This window comes from Streptomyces sp. NBC_01261 (assembly GCF_036226385.1).
In the GTDB taxonomy this organism is placed as follows: domain Bacteria; phylum Actinomycetota; class Actinomycetes; order Streptomycetales; family Streptomycetaceae; genus Streptomyces.
In genome coordinates this window covers 5,307,417-5,323,187 of sequence record NZ_CP108463.1, presented here as the reverse complement: position 1 = coordinate 5,323,187, position 15,771 = coordinate 5,307,417, and the positions used below count along the sequence as shown (strand labels likewise).

General features: G+C 68.8%; 12 protein-coding genes and 1 pseudogene. 7 read left to right on the top strand and 6 right to left on the bottom strand.

The features are described from left to right. Positions 1 to 237 precede the first annotated feature (237 nt). Both OG226_RS23400 and OG226_RS23395 read left to right on the top strand, forming a co-directional pair. On the top strand, positions 238 to 4,146 hold the full coding sequence (locus OG226_RS23400; protein WP_329349920.1) for a LamG domain-containing protein: 3,909 nt from the start codon (positions 238 to 240) through the stop codon (positions 4,144 to 4,146). A gap of 183 nt (positions 4,147 to 4,329) precedes the next feature. Beyond that, positions 4,330 to 6,003, top strand: a complete 1,674-nt coding sequence (locus OG226_RS23395; RefSeq protein ID WP_329349919.1) for a hypothetical protein — start codon at positions 4,330 to 4,332, stop codon at positions 6,001 to 6,003. Positions 6,004 to 6,371: 368 nt separating this feature from the next. Here OG226_RS23395 and OG226_RS23390 read toward each other — a convergent pair whose 3' ends face one another. Both OG226_RS23390 and OG226_RS23385 read right to left on the bottom strand, forming a co-directional pair. Then, a complete protein-coding gene (locus OG226_RS23390; RefSeq protein ID WP_329349918.1) occupies positions 6,372 to 8,516 on the bottom strand; it encodes an FtsX-like permease family protein in 2,145 nt (714 codons plus the stop codon). Beyond that, the gene (locus tag OG226_RS23385) at positions 8,513 to 9,244 is read right to left on the bottom strand and encodes an ABC transporter ATP-binding protein (protein WP_329349917.1); all 732 of its coding nucleotides are present in this window, start codon (positions 9,242 to 9,244) and stop codon (positions 8,513 to 8,515) included. Before OG226_RS23385 ends, OG226_RS23390 begins: the two co-directional genes overlap by 4 nt. A gap of 118 nt (positions 9,245 to 9,362) precedes the next feature. Between OG226_RS23385 and OG226_RS23380 the strand changes: the two genes are divergently transcribed. Continuing rightward, entirely contained in the window at positions 9,363 to 10,652 is a 1,290-nt protein-coding gene (locus OG226_RS23380) for a sensor histidine kinase (protein ID WP_329349916.1), read from the top strand. Then, positions 10,649 to 11,362, top strand: a complete 714-nt coding sequence (locus OG226_RS23375; protein ID WP_329349915.1) for a response regulator transcription factor — start codon at positions 10,649 to 10,651, stop codon at positions 11,360 to 11,362. Before OG226_RS23380 ends, OG226_RS23375 begins: the two co-directional genes overlap by 4 nt. Positions 11,363 to 11,447: 85 nt before the next feature. Here the strand turns inward: OG226_RS23375 and OG226_RS23370 are convergent, their stop codons facing one another. Continuing rightward, entirely contained in the window at positions 11,448 to 11,786 is a 339-nt protein-coding gene (locus OG226_RS23370; RefSeq protein WP_329349914.1) for a DUF4333 domain-containing protein, read from the bottom strand. 219 nt (positions 11,787 to 12,005) lie between these two features. Between OG226_RS23370 and OG226_RS23365 the strand changes: the two genes are divergently transcribed. Further along, a complete protein-coding gene (locus OG226_RS23365) occupies positions 12,006 to 12,398 on the top strand; it encodes a hypothetical protein (protein ID WP_329349913.1) in 393 nt (130 codons plus the stop codon). Positions 12,399 to 12,557: 159 nt separating this feature from the next. Further along, positions 12,558 to 12,998, top strand: a pseudogene (locus tag OG226_RS23360) (DUF5994 family protein); the annotation flags it as partial. Between the two features lie 16 nt (positions 12,999 to 13,014). Here the strand turns inward: OG226_RS23360 and OG226_RS23355 are convergent. After that, a complete protein-coding gene (locus OG226_RS23355) occupies positions 13,015 to 13,839 on the bottom strand; it encodes a SigB/SigF/SigG family RNA polymerase sigma factor (protein WP_329349912.1) in 825 nt (274 codons plus the stop codon). Between the two features lie 259 nt (positions 13,840 to 14,098). Between OG226_RS23355 and OG226_RS23350 the strand changes: the two genes are divergently transcribed. Further along, positions 14,099 to 14,773, top strand: coding sequence for a hypothetical protein (locus OG226_RS23350; RefSeq protein ID WP_328680594.1), 675 nt, complete (start codon positions 14,099 to 14,101; stop codon positions 14,771 to 14,773). Positions 14,774 to 14,924: 151 nt separating this feature from the next. On the opposite strand, the gene OG226_RS23345 is transcribed toward OG226_RS23350, so the two are convergent. Both OG226_RS23345 and OG226_RS23340 read right to left on the bottom strand, forming a co-directional pair. After that, complete coding sequence (locus tag OG226_RS23345; RefSeq protein ID WP_329349911.1) at positions 14,925 to 15,311, bottom strand: ANTAR domain-containing protein; 387 nt, start codon at positions 15,309 to 15,311, stop codon at positions 14,925 to 14,927. Positions 15,312 to 15,392: 81 nt separating this feature from the next. Then, positions 15,393 to 15,725: an SCO4225 family membrane protein gene (locus tag OG226_RS23340; RefSeq protein ID WP_328680591.1), complete on the bottom strand. Its 333-nt coding sequence runs from the start codon at positions 15,723 to 15,725 to the stop codon at positions 15,393 to 15,395. Positions 15,726 to 15,771 lie beyond the last annotated feature (46 nt).

Here is a 15,771-nt window from a genome sequence, read left to right as displayed (position 1 = left end):
GTGGCGATCACGTATGCCAACTGAGTGGCTGGTGTGCCCTTTCCATGAAGGGCGAACATCATCACCTAGCGACAAACCAGACACCACGTGCATTGCACGTCACATCCTCAACATCCTTAAACGTGATGAAGATCACGAATGCAAAGTGTTGGCAAATAGAGGGGGAGCTGTTTCGTGTTGTCCGGATACGCCCGAAAGCCGGGTAAGCGAAGAGAGCTGATACGCCGGCTGGCGCTGATGCCCGTGCTGACAGGCCTGTTGCTCACCGTTCCTGCCGTTTCGGCGCGTGCCGACGATCCGGCGCCGACCGATCCGCTGCTGGCCGCCCAGAGCGACGCCGTCGCCGGCGGCCACGACGTGCCCGTCGAGTCGCTGACGACGGAAACCTCCACCGTCACCGCCAACCCCGACGGCATGTTCACCTCCACCACCAACGTCATGCCGGTACGGGTCCTCAAGGGCGGTGTCTGGACACCGGTCGACGCCACCCTCGGCGCGAATCCGGACGGAACGCTGTCGCCCAAGGCCACGCCGAACGGTGTCACCCTGTCCAGCGGCGGCAGCGGGCCCTTGGTCACCCTCACCAACCAGGACGGGCACAGCATGGCTCTGACCATGCCCTTCGCCCTGCCCGCGCCCACCGTCAGCGACGACACGGCCGTGTACAAGTCGGTGCTGCCCGGCGTGGATCTGTCCGTGTCGGTCACCGACCAGGGCGGCTTCAGCGATGTGCTGGTCGTCCACGACGCAACGGCCGCCGCCGACCCGCACATCAAGCAGCTTACCGAGGCCGCCTCCACCGAGGGCCTGACCCTCTCCGGCACGGATTCGGGGGGCATGAACGCCACTGCCGCCGACGGCACCGTCGCCTACACCAGTCCCCGCCCGCTGATGTGGGACTCCAGCACCCTTCCCGAGGCGCTGACGGGAATCGCGCCTACAGTGAACCCCGGCGCGACCGGTGGAGCCCCCGCCACGTCGTCCGTCGACGGCCCCGGAGAGGGAGCCAATGTCGACAGGGTCCCGATGAGTACGACCTCCAGCAGCGTCACGCTGGCACCGGACCCGACCGTGCTCAATGACCCGGGCACGACGTACCCCGTGTACATCGACCCGTTCGACAACCCGGACACCAAGACCTCCGGCCACTACGACGAGGTCTACTCCAGCTCCACCTGCTCCGACAGTCCGCAGTACGACAAGCCGCAGACCGACGGCGAAGGCGTGGGCTACCAGCGCTGGGGCGGAGTCTGCGGCACAGGTCTGGAGCGCTCGTACTACGCCATCCCCACCAGTAGCCTCGATCCCTCCATGCAGGTCTACGACGCTCTCATCACGGTGAGCTCGACCTACGCGGCCAGTTGGGACTGCTCACAAGACCAGCCGATCACCCTGCACACCACCGGATCGATCGACTCCAGCACCGACTGGAACAACAAGCCCCTCCCCGTCGACAACAGCTACGACCCCGTCAAGACCACGATCCCCAGCGCGGCCAACTCCGGCAGCAGTTGCAGCGACCACACCGCGTCCTTCAAGGTTCTCGATCAGGCGCAGCGAATAGCGACCTACCACAGCTCCAGTGGCGATTACTGGACGGTCGCCCTCTACGGCAACGAGAGCATCTCGTCCAGCAATGACGACTACCTGCGGATGTCCAACAAACTCACGATGACCGTGAAATTCGACATCCCCCCAGACGTCCCGACGAGCCTGACGACCACGCCGCCCGCCACCGGCGCCGACGGCTCCTGCGTCACGAGCGGCGACGGCTGGATCGGTGCGGTCACCTCCTCCGATGCCGGAAGCAAGGTCCAACTGCACTCCACCGTGAAAGCGAACGTCTCCGGCGAACTCGTGAAGGCCCACTACCACGTCTGGGACCGCACCGTCCTCGACTCCAGCGGTAACGCCTACAGCGATTCCACCCCGGACAGCGGTTACGTTGCCTCGGGCTCGGACGCCGACATGCCGGTCGGGTTCACGCTCAAGGACGGCCACGAATACGGCTGGGACGTCTACGCCCAGGACAACAACTCCACCCTGAGCTTGACCTCCGACATCAGCGACCACTGCTGGTTCAAGACCGACTTCACCCCTCCGGACACTCCCAACATCGCCACGAACAGCTCCTTCCCACCCGTAGGTACTGGCCCTGCCGACCCGGTGGTCCACGCCGAGCCCGACAAGACCACGAGCTTCACCGCGACAGCAGCCGACGGCGCGCCCTCCGACACCAGCTGTACCCCGAACGCCTGCTTGTCCAGCGGCGTCGACCACTTCCTGTGGCAGGTGGACAGCCAACCCAGTGCCACCACCGGCACCCCAGCCTCCGTCACCAGCAGCGACAACTCAGGCACCGCGACCGGCACAGTTACCGTTCCGGTTACCAACTGGGGGGTCCACACTCTCTATGTCGCCGCCGTCGACGCGGCCGGGAACCTCTCTCAAGCCCCCGCCAGCTATACCTTCACCATCCCCTGGAATCCGGATACCAAGATCACACCGGGTGACATCAGCGGTGACGGCGTACCCGACCTGCTCGCCACCACCAAGAGCGGCGACCTCGAACTGATACCGGGCGACACCGACCCCGCCCAGAGCGCCACCCCTGCCCAGACCGGGCAGGTCAGCACTGCTCCCGCGATCAACGGCCCGGCACTCGTCTCCACCCCGGCCGACTCGCCCGACGGAACCAGCTGGAACAACTACCTGATCGCCCACCGGGGCAATCTGCACGGCGCGGACGTCGACGACCTCTTCGCCTACAACCGCAAGACATCCCAGTTGTACGTCGTCCCGAATGACCTCGATCCCAAGGACGACAGCGCCGCCCAGCTCGTCCCCTGGTCCAGTTTCCCCGGCTACATCGGCAAGCGTGCCGGCGACCCCGTGACCAAGGACCCTTGCCAGCCGACGGTTTCCGACAGCCGCTGCGCGGGCGCCGGATACGACCCGACCACGCCCTGGAACATCACCCAACTCATCGCACCCGGCGACGTCTACGGAAACCAGCAGGGCCACCCGGCCGTCATCACGGTGGAGAACGGCAAGCTGTGGATATACCAGACCGACAACGGCAAGCACTTCGCCGACCCGATCCTTCTCGGTGACGGCGACTGGTCAGGCCTTACGCTGATCGCGCCCGGCAAGTTCCAGGGCACGCCCACCCTGTGGGCACGGGACAACTCCACCGGGGCGCTCTACAGCTACCCGCTCACCGTCGACGCCAACGGATTGCCCGCGCTCCTGCACGCCTCCACACACGCCAACCTGCCGCTGACCCTGTCACCGAGCACCTACCCCGTCGTCGCCTCACCGGGCGACCTGAACAGCCCGACCGGCGGACCCGACGGCAACCCCGACCTGTACGCCGTGGACACCCACGGCGAGCTCACGGAATACCCGTACATCCGGAGCAGGGTCCTCGTCTCCCCGCCCCAGTACATCTTCGGTGACCCCGTCTCTCTGGGCACGGTCACCAACACCGCCACCCATGGATGGACTCTCGACGACGGCACCGACACTACCGCGAAGGACAGCGTCGGTACCCTCGGCGCCACCCTGAGCGGCGCCTCTTCCTGGGCCACCGACACCACCCGCGGCAAGGTCCTCAACCTCACGGCCACCACCGGATACGCCGCCACAAGCGGACCGGCCGTCGACACCTCCAAGAGTTTCACCGCCTCGGTGTGGGTCAACCCCGCGTCTCTCACGGCCAATTCGACCTTCCTCTCGCAGTCCGACAGCGCGGGCAACGCCAACGGACTCCAGCTGTACTACTCCTCCGCCAAACAGGCCTGGGCCTTCAGCCGCCACAACGACGACACCACCAGTACGTCCTTCACGGCCGTCTACGGCGGCACCCCGACCATCGGCCAATGGACCCACCTGGTCGGCGTCTACAACGCCTCCACCAGCCAGCTCACCCTCTACGTCAACGGCCGCCAGTCCGGTACCAAGACCTACAGCGGCACCTCCTGGAACGCCGCCGGTCCCGTCCAGATCGGTCGCCGCCTCTACCAGGGCATCTACGGCGAGTACGCCAACGGCAAGGTCAGTGACATCCACATCTACGACACCGCCCTGCCGCCCGCCGACGCCGCCGCGAAGGGCGACAACCCTGTTGTCAGCCAACTCGGCTGATCCACAAAGGGCGTTCAGGCGCTCGCCCAAGCAGTTCCTGGGCGAGCGCCTCGCACTGATGGGCTGTCAGATTGATCGACCGTCCCGACAGCGCCCCAAGCACTGCCCCGTCAGAGCACGTCACTAAAGTTCTCGATCCTCATGCCCACGCTCGAAGTCGTCCGATTCCCAGGGGGAACCATCTTGAGACGCAGCACCTTCTTGGCGGCAGCCACCGCAACCGCCCTGTCCGCCACCCTCATCGCGGGCCTCTCCCCGGCCCGGGCGGACACCGCCACCGGCGGACCTGTCCTGTCCGACGCGGACGGCTGGGACGAGCCGGGGCTGATTTTCGTGACCGCCCACTCCGACAGTCCCCTCACGCACATCACGGCGCACTTCTATCCGCTGGACGCACCGGAGGGGGACCCGGAGGCCGGATCGACCGAGGACTTCACCCAGTACACCGGGCAGGACGCGACGTCAGGTGTCTGGCGGGCGCCGGTCCACCTGGCCGATCTCGGCGACTACCGGGTGACCGTCGACCTTGAGGACGCTTCCGGCGCCACCGTCACCGGCGCCCTCTCCCCGCACACCCTGCGGTACCAGACCCTGGTCAGGATCCCCGAGCTGACCGCCACGCCCGCTGTGCCGGACTACCTCCATCAGCAGGTCTCCGTCAGCGGCACCGCCGTCGCCACGGACCCCCGCCACCCGGACACCCCCACCCCTGCCGTCGGCGTGCCCGTCGACATCGAGACCGGGCGGGGGCGGGTGGACGCGACCACCGCGGCCGACGGCCGTTTCACCGCCGCCTTCGTCCCCGTCCAGACGTCCGTCGACCTGACGGCCGCACCCGGGGCCTCCGTCAACTACCCGGGCGCGATCGACCTGTTGAGCCCCAAGCAGTACCTGCACACCACCCAGGCACCGGTCCGCTTCACCGCGAGCACGCACGCCCTGAACCTGAAGCAGGGAGCCACCGGCACGGTCACCGGCCGCGCCGAGATCCAGACCACCGCCGGCTGGCAGCCGCTGCCGAACACGACGATCAGCCTTGCCGGGCTCGACGCCCGCAACCTTCCCTCCTTCGAGGTCGGCGAGACCACCACCGACAGCCACGGCTCCTACACGCTGCACGTCTCCTCCTACAACGCCGCCCCGGCAGCCGAACTCATGGCGGGCAACGGCGACAGGCCCTTCCAGCAGCTCGCCACCGAACCCTTCAGCCTCCATGTCGCCTACGCCACCCACCTCGACATGAGCGCGGACCTCACCGACACCTCGTCCCTCAAGGTCTCCGGCTACGTCTACTACGAAGACGCACGTGCCCACTGGCCCGCCAAGCCCACCATCACCCTGCAGTACTCCAAGGACGGCAAAAGCGGCTGGAAGAACGCCGCCACCGTCCCCATCAAACTCCGCTACAACAAGCCCCTGTCCGTTGAGGACTTCGCCCGCACCCTCACCACCACGAACACCAACGCCTACTGGCGCGCCCGCTTCGACGGCAACCCCGACCTGGCGACCAACACCACCAAACCCGTCCGCCTCTACCGCTACGCCACCCGCATCACCGGCTTCCACGCCACCCCGGACCCGGTCCACAAGAACCGGCCCATCCGGTTCACCGGCACCCTCCAGTACAAGAACGGCACCACCTGGAAGCCGCTCGGCGAATCACCCGCCCTCTACTTCAAGCCCCGCGGCTCCACTACCTACCGCTTCGTCGCCGACCTGGGTACCGACAAACACGGCCACCTCAACGACACGGAGACCGCGAAACAGGACGGCACCTGGGCCGTTGCCTTCGACCGCCAGACCGGAGACCACTACCTCAGAAGCGCCCGGGTCACCGACTACGTCGACGTCCGGTGAACTCCCGCCGATGCCGCTCGCTGCAAGATTCGTAGGCCGAGCGCTGGAGCGTGAATTCTCCGGGACTTGTAGGTCTGTCACAACTGGTGTGGCGGGCAGCGGAGGCGGCAGTGCGCGTGGCCATAGTGCTTGTGGTGGCCGCCCGGTGGCCGGACGCCTTTGGACGGTGCGTCACGGGGTGGTACAGGCCAACCTGCGGTGCATCGTCTGATCAGGCAGAACGTCATTCGGCAGCACGGCGAGGCATCGCACAACACGAACGCTCGTGGTCTCGTAATGCGTAGGTCTCGGGTTCGAATCCCGAAGGCGGCTCTGTGGAAGCCTCAGGACTCACTCGCCGTGACCTGGGGCTTTTGCTTTGGCCGGGGTCAGTCCGGGCGTGGCCCCGCGCCCCGCACCACCTCCCGCAGCAACGGCCGACTAGCCGCGCTCGCGCCCGCCAACCCCGCGAAGCCCAGCGCCAGGCAACCGGCGAGGAGGGCCAGTCCGCGGGCGTCCAGATGTGGGGTGCCGCCGGCGAAGGTCAGAGGGGCCGCGCAGAACAGCCCCGTCAGTACCGCGCCGGTCGTCAGTACCGCGCCCGGCAGTACCGACTCCGTGCGCCTCGCTGTGTCCAGGACGCGGAGGGGGGTGCCGGCGAGGTGGAGCAGGCCGTAGGTGCGGCGGCGGTCCAGGACTGAGGACGCTGCTGTGATGCCGGTTGAGGCGATGGCGATCGTGAAGCTGGCGGCCAGGACGGTCAGGGTTGCGAGGTGGAAGTCGTGGTCGAACTCGCGTGACTGCCAGTCGATGTCCGTGCCAGTGAGGGGGTACTGCCCGGGGGTGAGGCCGGTCAGGGCGACGCGGGCCGCGTCCAGGCGGCTCGGGTCCGTGACGGTTGCCGTGAGCTGGCGTTCGCCACCGCCACCGCCACCGCCACCGCCACCGCCACCGCCACCGCCTGGGCCGCTATCCGCGCCGTCGCCCTCAGCCCTATCAGCGCCTCCAACTCCGCTGCCGCCCCCGCCACTTGCCCCCGTGCCCGTCGCCACCCACGTCGTCGTCACACCGACCGTCGCCCCGATCCCCGCCCGCCTCAAGCGCGTCTCCGCCAGCTCACGCACCGCCGCGACCCGCTCGCTCGGTACGGCGAGCGAGAGTTGGCCGGGGGTGGCCCACGGGGAGCCCGCCGCGATGCTGAACAGGGCGAAGAAGCCGGCTACGAAGCCGGCCAGGGTCAGGCCCGAGACCGCGCGCCAGACCGACTTGGGGTCGTCCAGTAGGCGGCGGCCGGCCAGGAGGGTCGTCGGGCGGCGGGCCAGGTCTGTCACTAGCGAGCCCAACGTGCCTACCACCCACGGGCCGATCACCGACAGCGCGGCGAAGACCGCCGCGCAGCAGTACACCACCGCGTTGATGTCCAACGGTCGGCCCTTGGAGAGTTGCCAGTAGCCGAGGAGGACGGCGACGAACAGCAGGGCGCGTACGGCCTTCAGACGGGGGGTGCGGGAACGCCGTACGACTCCCAACGGGCCTACGACCACCTGGCGTAGGCCCGCCAGCGCGCTGATCGTCACCATCAGGACCACGCCCGTGAGGATCGCGAGCAGGATCGGCGCGCCTACCCAGAGGTCGGAGACGTACCAACTGCCGCCTGCCACCGGGATGTTGGAGGCCACGGGCAGCAACGCCGCGTAGCCCAGCGCGCCCGTTACCGCTCCTGCCGTGGCCGTCAGTGCCGCCTCCGCCGCCGCCATTCCCGCTATTCGGCTCGGTGCCGCGCCCAGCAGGCGCAGGAGGGCCAGCCTGCTGTCTCGGCGGGAGACGGACAGGCGGGCGGAGGAGGCGCCGAGGAGCAGGAGGGGGATGATCAGCAGGGCTGTCGTGAGTTTTGTCAGGTCCTGGTACTGGGCCGTGATGCCGTCCGTTGGGTGTGCTCCCTTGAAGTTTGCTATGGGGGTGGGCGTCACCATGTCCCCGGGGCGGCGGGGATCTGTGCCGCGATTCGTCGTCATCGTCGGTGAGTCGGCCGCGTAACCGACCACCGCCACCAGCTCGCCCGGTCTTGCCAGTGCGGCTCGGCCCAAGGTGCCAGTGGTGGGTTTGGACGACGGCCCTGGCAGCCCCGATAGACCCAACACGCCTTGCCAACCCGGTAGTTCGGCCAGCGCGGGTGAGGTCCACACCTCGCCCGGTTTGGGGAAGCGGGGCATGCCCGGTGGTGCGGGGGGACTGGTCCGCCCGCCCGGCACCGCGGCTACGTCCACGACCGTCACCGGGGCGCCGTCGACGAACGTGGTCGCTACGGCCTGGATCGCGACCGAGTGGGAGAGGTCGGACTTCGCGGGGGTGCGCCAGGCGGTGTGGGTGGCGCGTGCGCCGAAGCCCAAGTTGGCGGCTACGCAGAGGAAGAGGAGCGTGGTGCAGAGGGCCGAGGCGGCTACGGAGAGGGCCACGCCGAGGTTGCCGTGGCGCCCGCCGCCTCGAAGCAGGCGCCAAGTCAGCGTCCATGTCGTGCTGTTGAGGGTCCTCATGGGCGGGCTCCTGTGTGCGCTACGGCTACCCGCGCGGCCGGATCGCCTACGATCCGGCCGTCCCGTACACGTACCGTGCGGTCGCACCAGCGGGCTACCGACTCGTCGTGGGTGACCACCACCAGCGCGGTGTTCTGGGCCTTGGTGACCTTCACCAGCAGGCTGATCACCTCCTGGCCCGTCGTCTGGTCGAGGGCGCCGGTCGGTTCGTCGGCGAAGACGACCCCGGCGCCGGTGATCAACGCCCTTGCCAGGGCGACCCGTTGGGCCTGGCCGCCGGAGAGTTCACCGGGGCGGCTGTTCTCCTTGCCGTCCAGGCCGAGGGGTGCGAACCATTTCCGCGCCTGGCGTTCCGCCTCGCGGCGAGGGGTGCCGCCGAGCATCAGGGGGAGGGCCACGTTCTCCACCGCCGGGAGTTCGGGCAGCAACTGGCCGAACTGGAAGACGAATCCGAAGCGGACGCGGCGCAACTCGCTGTGGTGCGGCTCGCGCAGCTGGTCGATGCGCTCGCCGTCCAGCAACACCCGTCCGCTGTCGGGGCGTTCGATGTTCGCCAGGCAGTGCAGCAACGTCGACTTGCCCGAACCCGAAGGGCCCATCACGGCCACGGATTCGCCGGCGCGCACCGCGATGTCCACCGCGTCGAGCGCGTGCGTCGACCCGAAGGACTTGGAGAGTGCGATGCCCTGCAACACCGGCGGAGGAACAGGGGGTGGGGTGGGGTTCATGTGTCCAACATGCTTCTCCGCTACGGCAGTTCGCCTCGGCCGGGCGACCGGTTCGCGTCCCTCGCGTCGTCCTTTCGGCCGAGGCCGGGTGGCAACGAACGCCCCTACGCTGCGAGTTGTGCGAGAACTGGACGAACGCAACCTGCGCGGACACAACCCACGCGGACACAACCCGAGCAATCAGAACCTGGCCGAAGACCAGACGCCCCTCTCCCGGCTGTCCCGCCGTACCGCGCTCACCGCGTTGGCCCTGGTCATGGCGTTGTTGTGGGTGCTCGATGTGACCTCCGTCGTCACCACCGCCGGGCTCGAAGGGAACGGGGTGTGGTGGCGGGTGGTGCCCGGTCTTGTCGCCGCCGTGGCGCTGTTGTTGCCCGGTGCCAAGGTGCGCGCGTGGACCTGGGGTGCGGAGGTCGCCGTTTTCGTCTCCTGGGCGGTCACGGTGGGGATGTTCGGGTCCGTGACGTCGACGTTCGGTGGCTGGGGGTTGTTGGAGACGCTGTGTCTGCTGCTCCTGTTGGTCCGTACGGCGAAGGACGTGTCGTCGCCCTGGGCTGCGGCAACTCTGAGCGGTGCGCTTGGAGTTGCCGTGATCGCGGCGCCGATGCGGTTGGACGTGAACGGGGTCGTCTTCTCCTTCCTGCTGACCTTCCCCACGGGTGCCGCCGTCGGGCTCGGTTGCCATCTGCGGAGCCTCGACGACCGTAGAAGGCGTGCGGTCGCCGATGTGCGGCAGAGCGAGCGGCTTGAACTCGCCCGGGAACTGCATGACTTCGTCGCTCATCACGTCACCGGGATCGTCGTGCAGGCGCAGGCCGCGCGGGTCATTCGGGAGAGTGCGCCCGAGCAAGTGGACGTGTTGTTGGGGCATATCGAGCGGGCCGGGTCCGAAACCCTTCAGTCCATGCGGAAGTTGGTGCGGGTGCTGCGCGAGGACGACGGGCGGGCGGTGCGGCCGGGGGATCTCTTCGCCGAACTCGGTGAACTGGTCGCCGCGTTCGCCGAACGCGATGCCCCCGCCACCCTCCAGATCGCTGCCGAGGCGCGGCAGGCGCGGCCCGATCCCGAGGTGGAGACATCCGTGCGGAACGTGGTGCGGGAGGGACTGACCAACGTACGACGGCACGCCTCGGGATCACCGTCCGTGTCCGTGCGGGTCGCCTTGGCGGGTGAGGGGGACGGGGACGCGCGGCGGCTTCGGGTCGAGGTGCACAACGCGCCGTCCTCGCGGCGGGCCGCGCCGAACGCCGAACCGCTCGGTGGGCGGGGCGGGTTGGGGCTCGTCGGGCTGGCCGAGCGGACCGAGGCCGTCGGGGGCACGCTGCACGCGAGCCGGGCGGAGGACGGGGGGTGGCGGCTGACGGCGGAGTTTCCGTTGCGCGGGGCTGTGACAGGATCGCCTGCATGACCGATGCCAATGGCGGTGCCGGCGCGGGTGGTTCAGGGCGGCGGATCCGGGTTCTGATCGCCGACGACCAGGAGATGGTGCGCACCGGGTTCCGGCTCATCCTCCAACTCCAGCCCGACATCGAGGTGGTGGGCGAGGCGGCGGACGGCGCGGAGTGCGTGGAGCTGGCCAGGCAACTGCGGCCCGACGTGTGTCTCGTCGACATCCGGATGCCGAAGCTCGACGGGCTGGAGGTGACCCGGTTGCTCGCGGGGCCGAAGGCCGTCGATCCGTTGCGGGTGGTGGTCGTGACGACCTTCGACCAAGACGACTACGTCTATGGGGCGTTGCACGGGGGCGCCTGTGGGTTCCTGCTGAAGGACGCGGGTCCCGGGCTGCTGGTGGAGGCCGTACGCGCGGCTTCGCGCGGTGACGCGCTGGTGTCGCCCGCCGTGACCGTAAGGCTGTTGGAGCGGATCGGTGAGCAACGGCCCGCGGCGGAGGCCGCCCGGCGGGCCGAGGCGTCCTCAAGTCCCCTGACAGGACGGGAACTTGATGTGGTGCGGCTGGTCGCCGAAGGGCGGACCAATCAGGAGATCTGCGCCGAGCTGTTCGTGTCGCTCTCCACCGTCAAGACGCATATGGCCAGCGTCCAGGGCAAGTTGAAGCTGCGGAACCGGGTGGAGATCGCCGCCTGGGCGTGGCGGTGCGGCGTGGTCGGCGACCGCTGAGCCGGTCGGTCGCGGTGGCCCCGCGTCACAACAACCCGCCGTCACACGAACCTGCCTCGCCACACCACCCTCCCTGCCACGCTGCCTACTTCGCCAGGCCGTAGTCGAAGCTAACGCGGTCGCCGTGCACTCCGGTGACGGAGATCAGCATCTTCTTGGTCTCGCCCTTGAAGACGGCGGTGCACTCCACGGTGTAGTCCATCTTCGCGCGCAGCCCGCCGGGGCAGCTCACGGACTGCGGGCCGTCCTGGACGAAGGGGATGGCGTAGTTCTCCTTGGCCTGCTTCTCGACCTCGGCGCGCGGCACCGTGTGGTCCGGGCCGCTCGCGGTGGCGACCGACGAGTTGTCGAACACGTTCCATGCCACAACGACGCCGCCGGCCAGGACGGCGGCCGCGGCCAGGGCGATGACGATGCGCTTCATGCGGAGCTCCTCGATTCGCGGTGCGGCCGGTCCTCACCGGCTGCTGTTCTCAGAGCCTCCTCCCGCGCGGGTGCCCGCCGCCTCGGCCGGGCGGCCGGTTGCGGGGCCGGGCATCGGCCGGAAGTACGAGGGCCGTTCGGCGGGCTGTCGCTGTTTGTCGGGGCATCCGTACCGTAGTCGTACGGGAGACGACGACATGGTCGAAAGCGGTTGCCCTGTATGGCAGTTGAGGGTGTTCATCCGGCAGGCCAGATCCGTGACGAGGACGCGTTGTCGTCCCGCCCGGGGTGGTCCGGCCAGGCGCATGTGCGGGTGTGGCGGACGGAGCCGGGGCGGGTGGCCGTGGTGATCAGCGGGCAGCGTGCGGAGCACGACCTGGAGACCGTGCTTCCGCTGCTTCGCGGCGAGTACCAGGACGACACGGTCGACTTCTTCTTCCACCGTCCGACGGACTGGGTAGCCCTCGGGTACTACGCCGAGCTGACGTCGAACGACGACGGGACGGTGACCCGGACGCACATCGCGGGCGACACCCTGGCCGCGCGCCTCGGTCCCGCCCTGTACGCGACCGGGGACCCGGACGACCACTCGACCGGCTGGGGAGGTGTCTGAGCAGGCGGAGTGCCGGGAACGGACGGCGGTCGGTGAGTACCTGAGGAGTACGCTCGAAGTCACCGAGGGTATTTCGCGCACCGGCCTCCATGCCCGTGTCGTTTTCGGCGATTGATTACGCCGGGCCGGTTGCGATCGGCCCAGAGCAGGGTTCGCGTCATGACTGCGCCCGTTGTGCCTGTTGCCCCCGTTTCGTCCGCCCCCGCACTCCGTATGTCGCTCGCCCCCCTTGATTCCGCGCCGGCTGTGCTCGACGGGGCCTGGTGGCCGCGGTCCCGGGATCTCGCCGCGGAGCTTCCCTCACTGGTCGCCGTGCTCGACTCGTTGTGGGGGCGGATCACTCGGGTCACCGTGAATCCCACCCACTGGCCGTCCGACTTCCCGCGCAAGGTGCCGGTCGACGGGCACATCGTGAAGGTGGGCTGGTTCCTGGGCGAGCAGGATCCGCATCAGCTGCTGCTCCTGTCGTACCGGACGAGCCGCTGGGACCTGCTGGTCGTACCTCCTGAGACGGACCCGACCACGGCGGCCTGGCTGATGACCGCCGCGAGCGATCCGCTGCGTACGTCGACCGGGAGTGAGCTGGTCGCCGAAGCGGCGGACATGCCGAGTGTCGTTACGACGCCTTCCTGAACGCGCGTGGCTCGGCCATCACCTGGTCGTGCAGGCGGGCGCAGGTGCGGGTGATCAGGCGGGAGACGTGCATCTGGGAGACGCCGAGCCGCGCGCCGATGCGGGCCTGGGTCATCTCGCAGTAGAACCGCATGTAGAGGATCTCGCGCTCCCGCTCGGGCAGCGCGCGCAACAGGGGGCGCAGGGCCTCGCGGTCGACGATGAGGTCGAAGTCGGGCTCGACGTCGCCGAGGGTGTCGGTCAGCGGGTGGCCGTCCGTGGGATGGCCGGGTACGGCGTCCAGGGACCAGGCGGTGTACGCCTCCAACGCCCCCTGGCCCAGCCGTACTTCGGCCTCCGTCAGCCCGGTGTGCGCGGCGATCTCCTGTACGCCGGAGATCGTCCCGCCCCGCGTGGCGCTCAACTCGTGGTCGGCGGAACGGACTTGACCCCGCAGCTCCTGCACCCGGCGCGGGACGTGCACGACCCAGAGATCGTCACGGAAGTGCCGCTTCACCTCGCCGAGGATCGTCGGTATCGCGAAGCTGGGGAAGGCCGTACCGAGACTCGGGTCGAACCTCGACACCGCTTTGACCAGGCCGAGTTGGGCGACCTGCGCGAGATCCTCGGCGGACTCGCCGCGGTGCCGGAAGCGCCGGGCCAGCCGTACGGCCATCGGCATCCAGGCGCACACCACCTCCTGGCACAGCGCGGCCCGCTCCGGACCGTTCGGCAGGGTGGCGATACGTTGGAACGACTCGGAGGTGTCGGGGGAGTCGTCGTAGGAACGCTTGGTGGTACGGGTCTTACGGGTGCGGTCGGCCTGCATGGGGACGTGCTCCCTCTTCGGTGGTGTCACTCACCGTGGGGTCGGCAGACCGCAGCACACTGGGGAGCAGCGAACACCGCTCCCACGGGGGTGCCTCCGGTCCGAAGCACACCGGACGAGTGCCCGGGGGGACAGCTTTCAAACAGGCTCGTTCGAACGGGTTTTCGTGATACCCGTGGCTATGCTGGTGTACAGACGTCCCGGACCCCGGCGCCGCATCGCCCGTATCCCTCCCGGTCTTTCCGAACCGAGGCGTCTCATGAGCAGCCCGCTGCAAGCGCACGAACCCGAAGGCCAGAAGCCGGAGCCGACCGTCATGGGCGTGGCGGACGCCATGGACACGGTGCGGCTCCGCCGGTTGAACCGTTGGCAGGCCGAGGGCCTGCGGGAGGATCTCGCGGACCTGTACGTGGAGTCCTCCGACGCCGAGGCCGGTGAGGAGTTCAACGACCGGCAGAAGTTCCTGCTCCGGCTCGCCGACGACGTGAAACTGCCCGGCTTCGACATGCTCGTCGCCGAGGCGGAGGCACTGGCGGGGTGTGTCTGCGGCTTCTCCGTGGCGCGCGACGGATCGTGGTGGCAGGGGTTCGAGGGACCGTTGCCGCAGAACCTGGAGCAACTCACCGCGTCCGGGCATGTGTTCGCGATCCTGGAGACCCTCGTCCATCCGCACCAGCACGCGCGCGGCCTCGCCCGGCTGATGCAGGAGCGGCTGCTCACCGACCACCAGGCCTCGCTGGGCGTCACGTTGGTGGACGAGTCCGCCCGGTGGACCCTGGCCGCCCTCAAGGGCTGGGGATGGCGGGAAGTCGGTCGGATACAGCGCGAGGACGACGCAACTCCCGTACGGGTACTGGTACTTCCGCTCGGCGAGCGTACGGAGGACCATCCGGACGGGCTGGCGCACAACGACCGGACGCAACGTCCGGAATAGGTCCCGGGCGGGTCCCACAGTTCACGTAGTTCTCGAACTGTTTAGGTTCGCCGGGCCGGGCTACCCAGCAGGGGCGTCCGTCGGCCGTTCTGGACGAAGGCACCGGAGAGTTGGAACCACAGCTCCCGGTGCCGACCCAGCTCCGTACTTGTTACGGCCGTTCGGCCGCGTGGAGGCGGCGCAGTGCGCGGCGCAACTCCCGCTGGATGTCGGCCGGGAGCGTCTGATCCTCCGTCGTGGCGACCAGTGCCGCCGCCACCATCCGGAGCTTGATGTTGCAGTGCTGGGAGACGCCCACCAGCAGGTCCCAGGCTCTGTCGCCGGTGCACGGTGCGAGGGCCATCACCATGCCGCGCGCCTGGTCGATCACCGCCCGGGTCTCCAGGGCCAGCGCCAACTGGGTGTTCTGGGCGCGTAGTTGGACCAGTTCGGTCAGCAGGTCCGAGTCGGGGGGAGGGGGAACGGCCGTCAACAGGGGGCGTAGGGGCCGTTCTTCATGGGTGGTCGGCTGGTACGTGGTGCGGGGCGCGTGCCTCATGCCGCAGTCCTTCGACGCGGTGGTTGTGCCCGATGCGAAGCAGGGCGAACACCGCGCCCCCAGCCTAGTCCTGCCCGGGGCTCAGCGGGTCGTGTCCGGTTGGTTGCCGCGCTTCAGTGCGCGGGCGCACCAGCCGATGATCGAGGCGTTCACCAGAGCGCCGATGACGACGGCGACGATCAACGTCGCCTTGCCGCCCGGCAGTGCGAGGACCACGAGGCTGGCCGGGGCGGTGGCCAGGAGGGGGACGACGGCCGCCATCGACCCGCCCTCGTCGTCCATGACGGTCACGACGACCATCCAGATGACGGTGGCCACGCAGATCCCGAGGTAGCCGAGGGCGAAGGGGTCGCGGAGGTTCCGGCCGAGCCGGTGGAGCGGGGAACGGGCGGCATTGGCGTCGGTACTGGGCATGGCTGTACTCCTGAGTGGCGGTGAGCAAAAGGTTGTTGGACGGGCG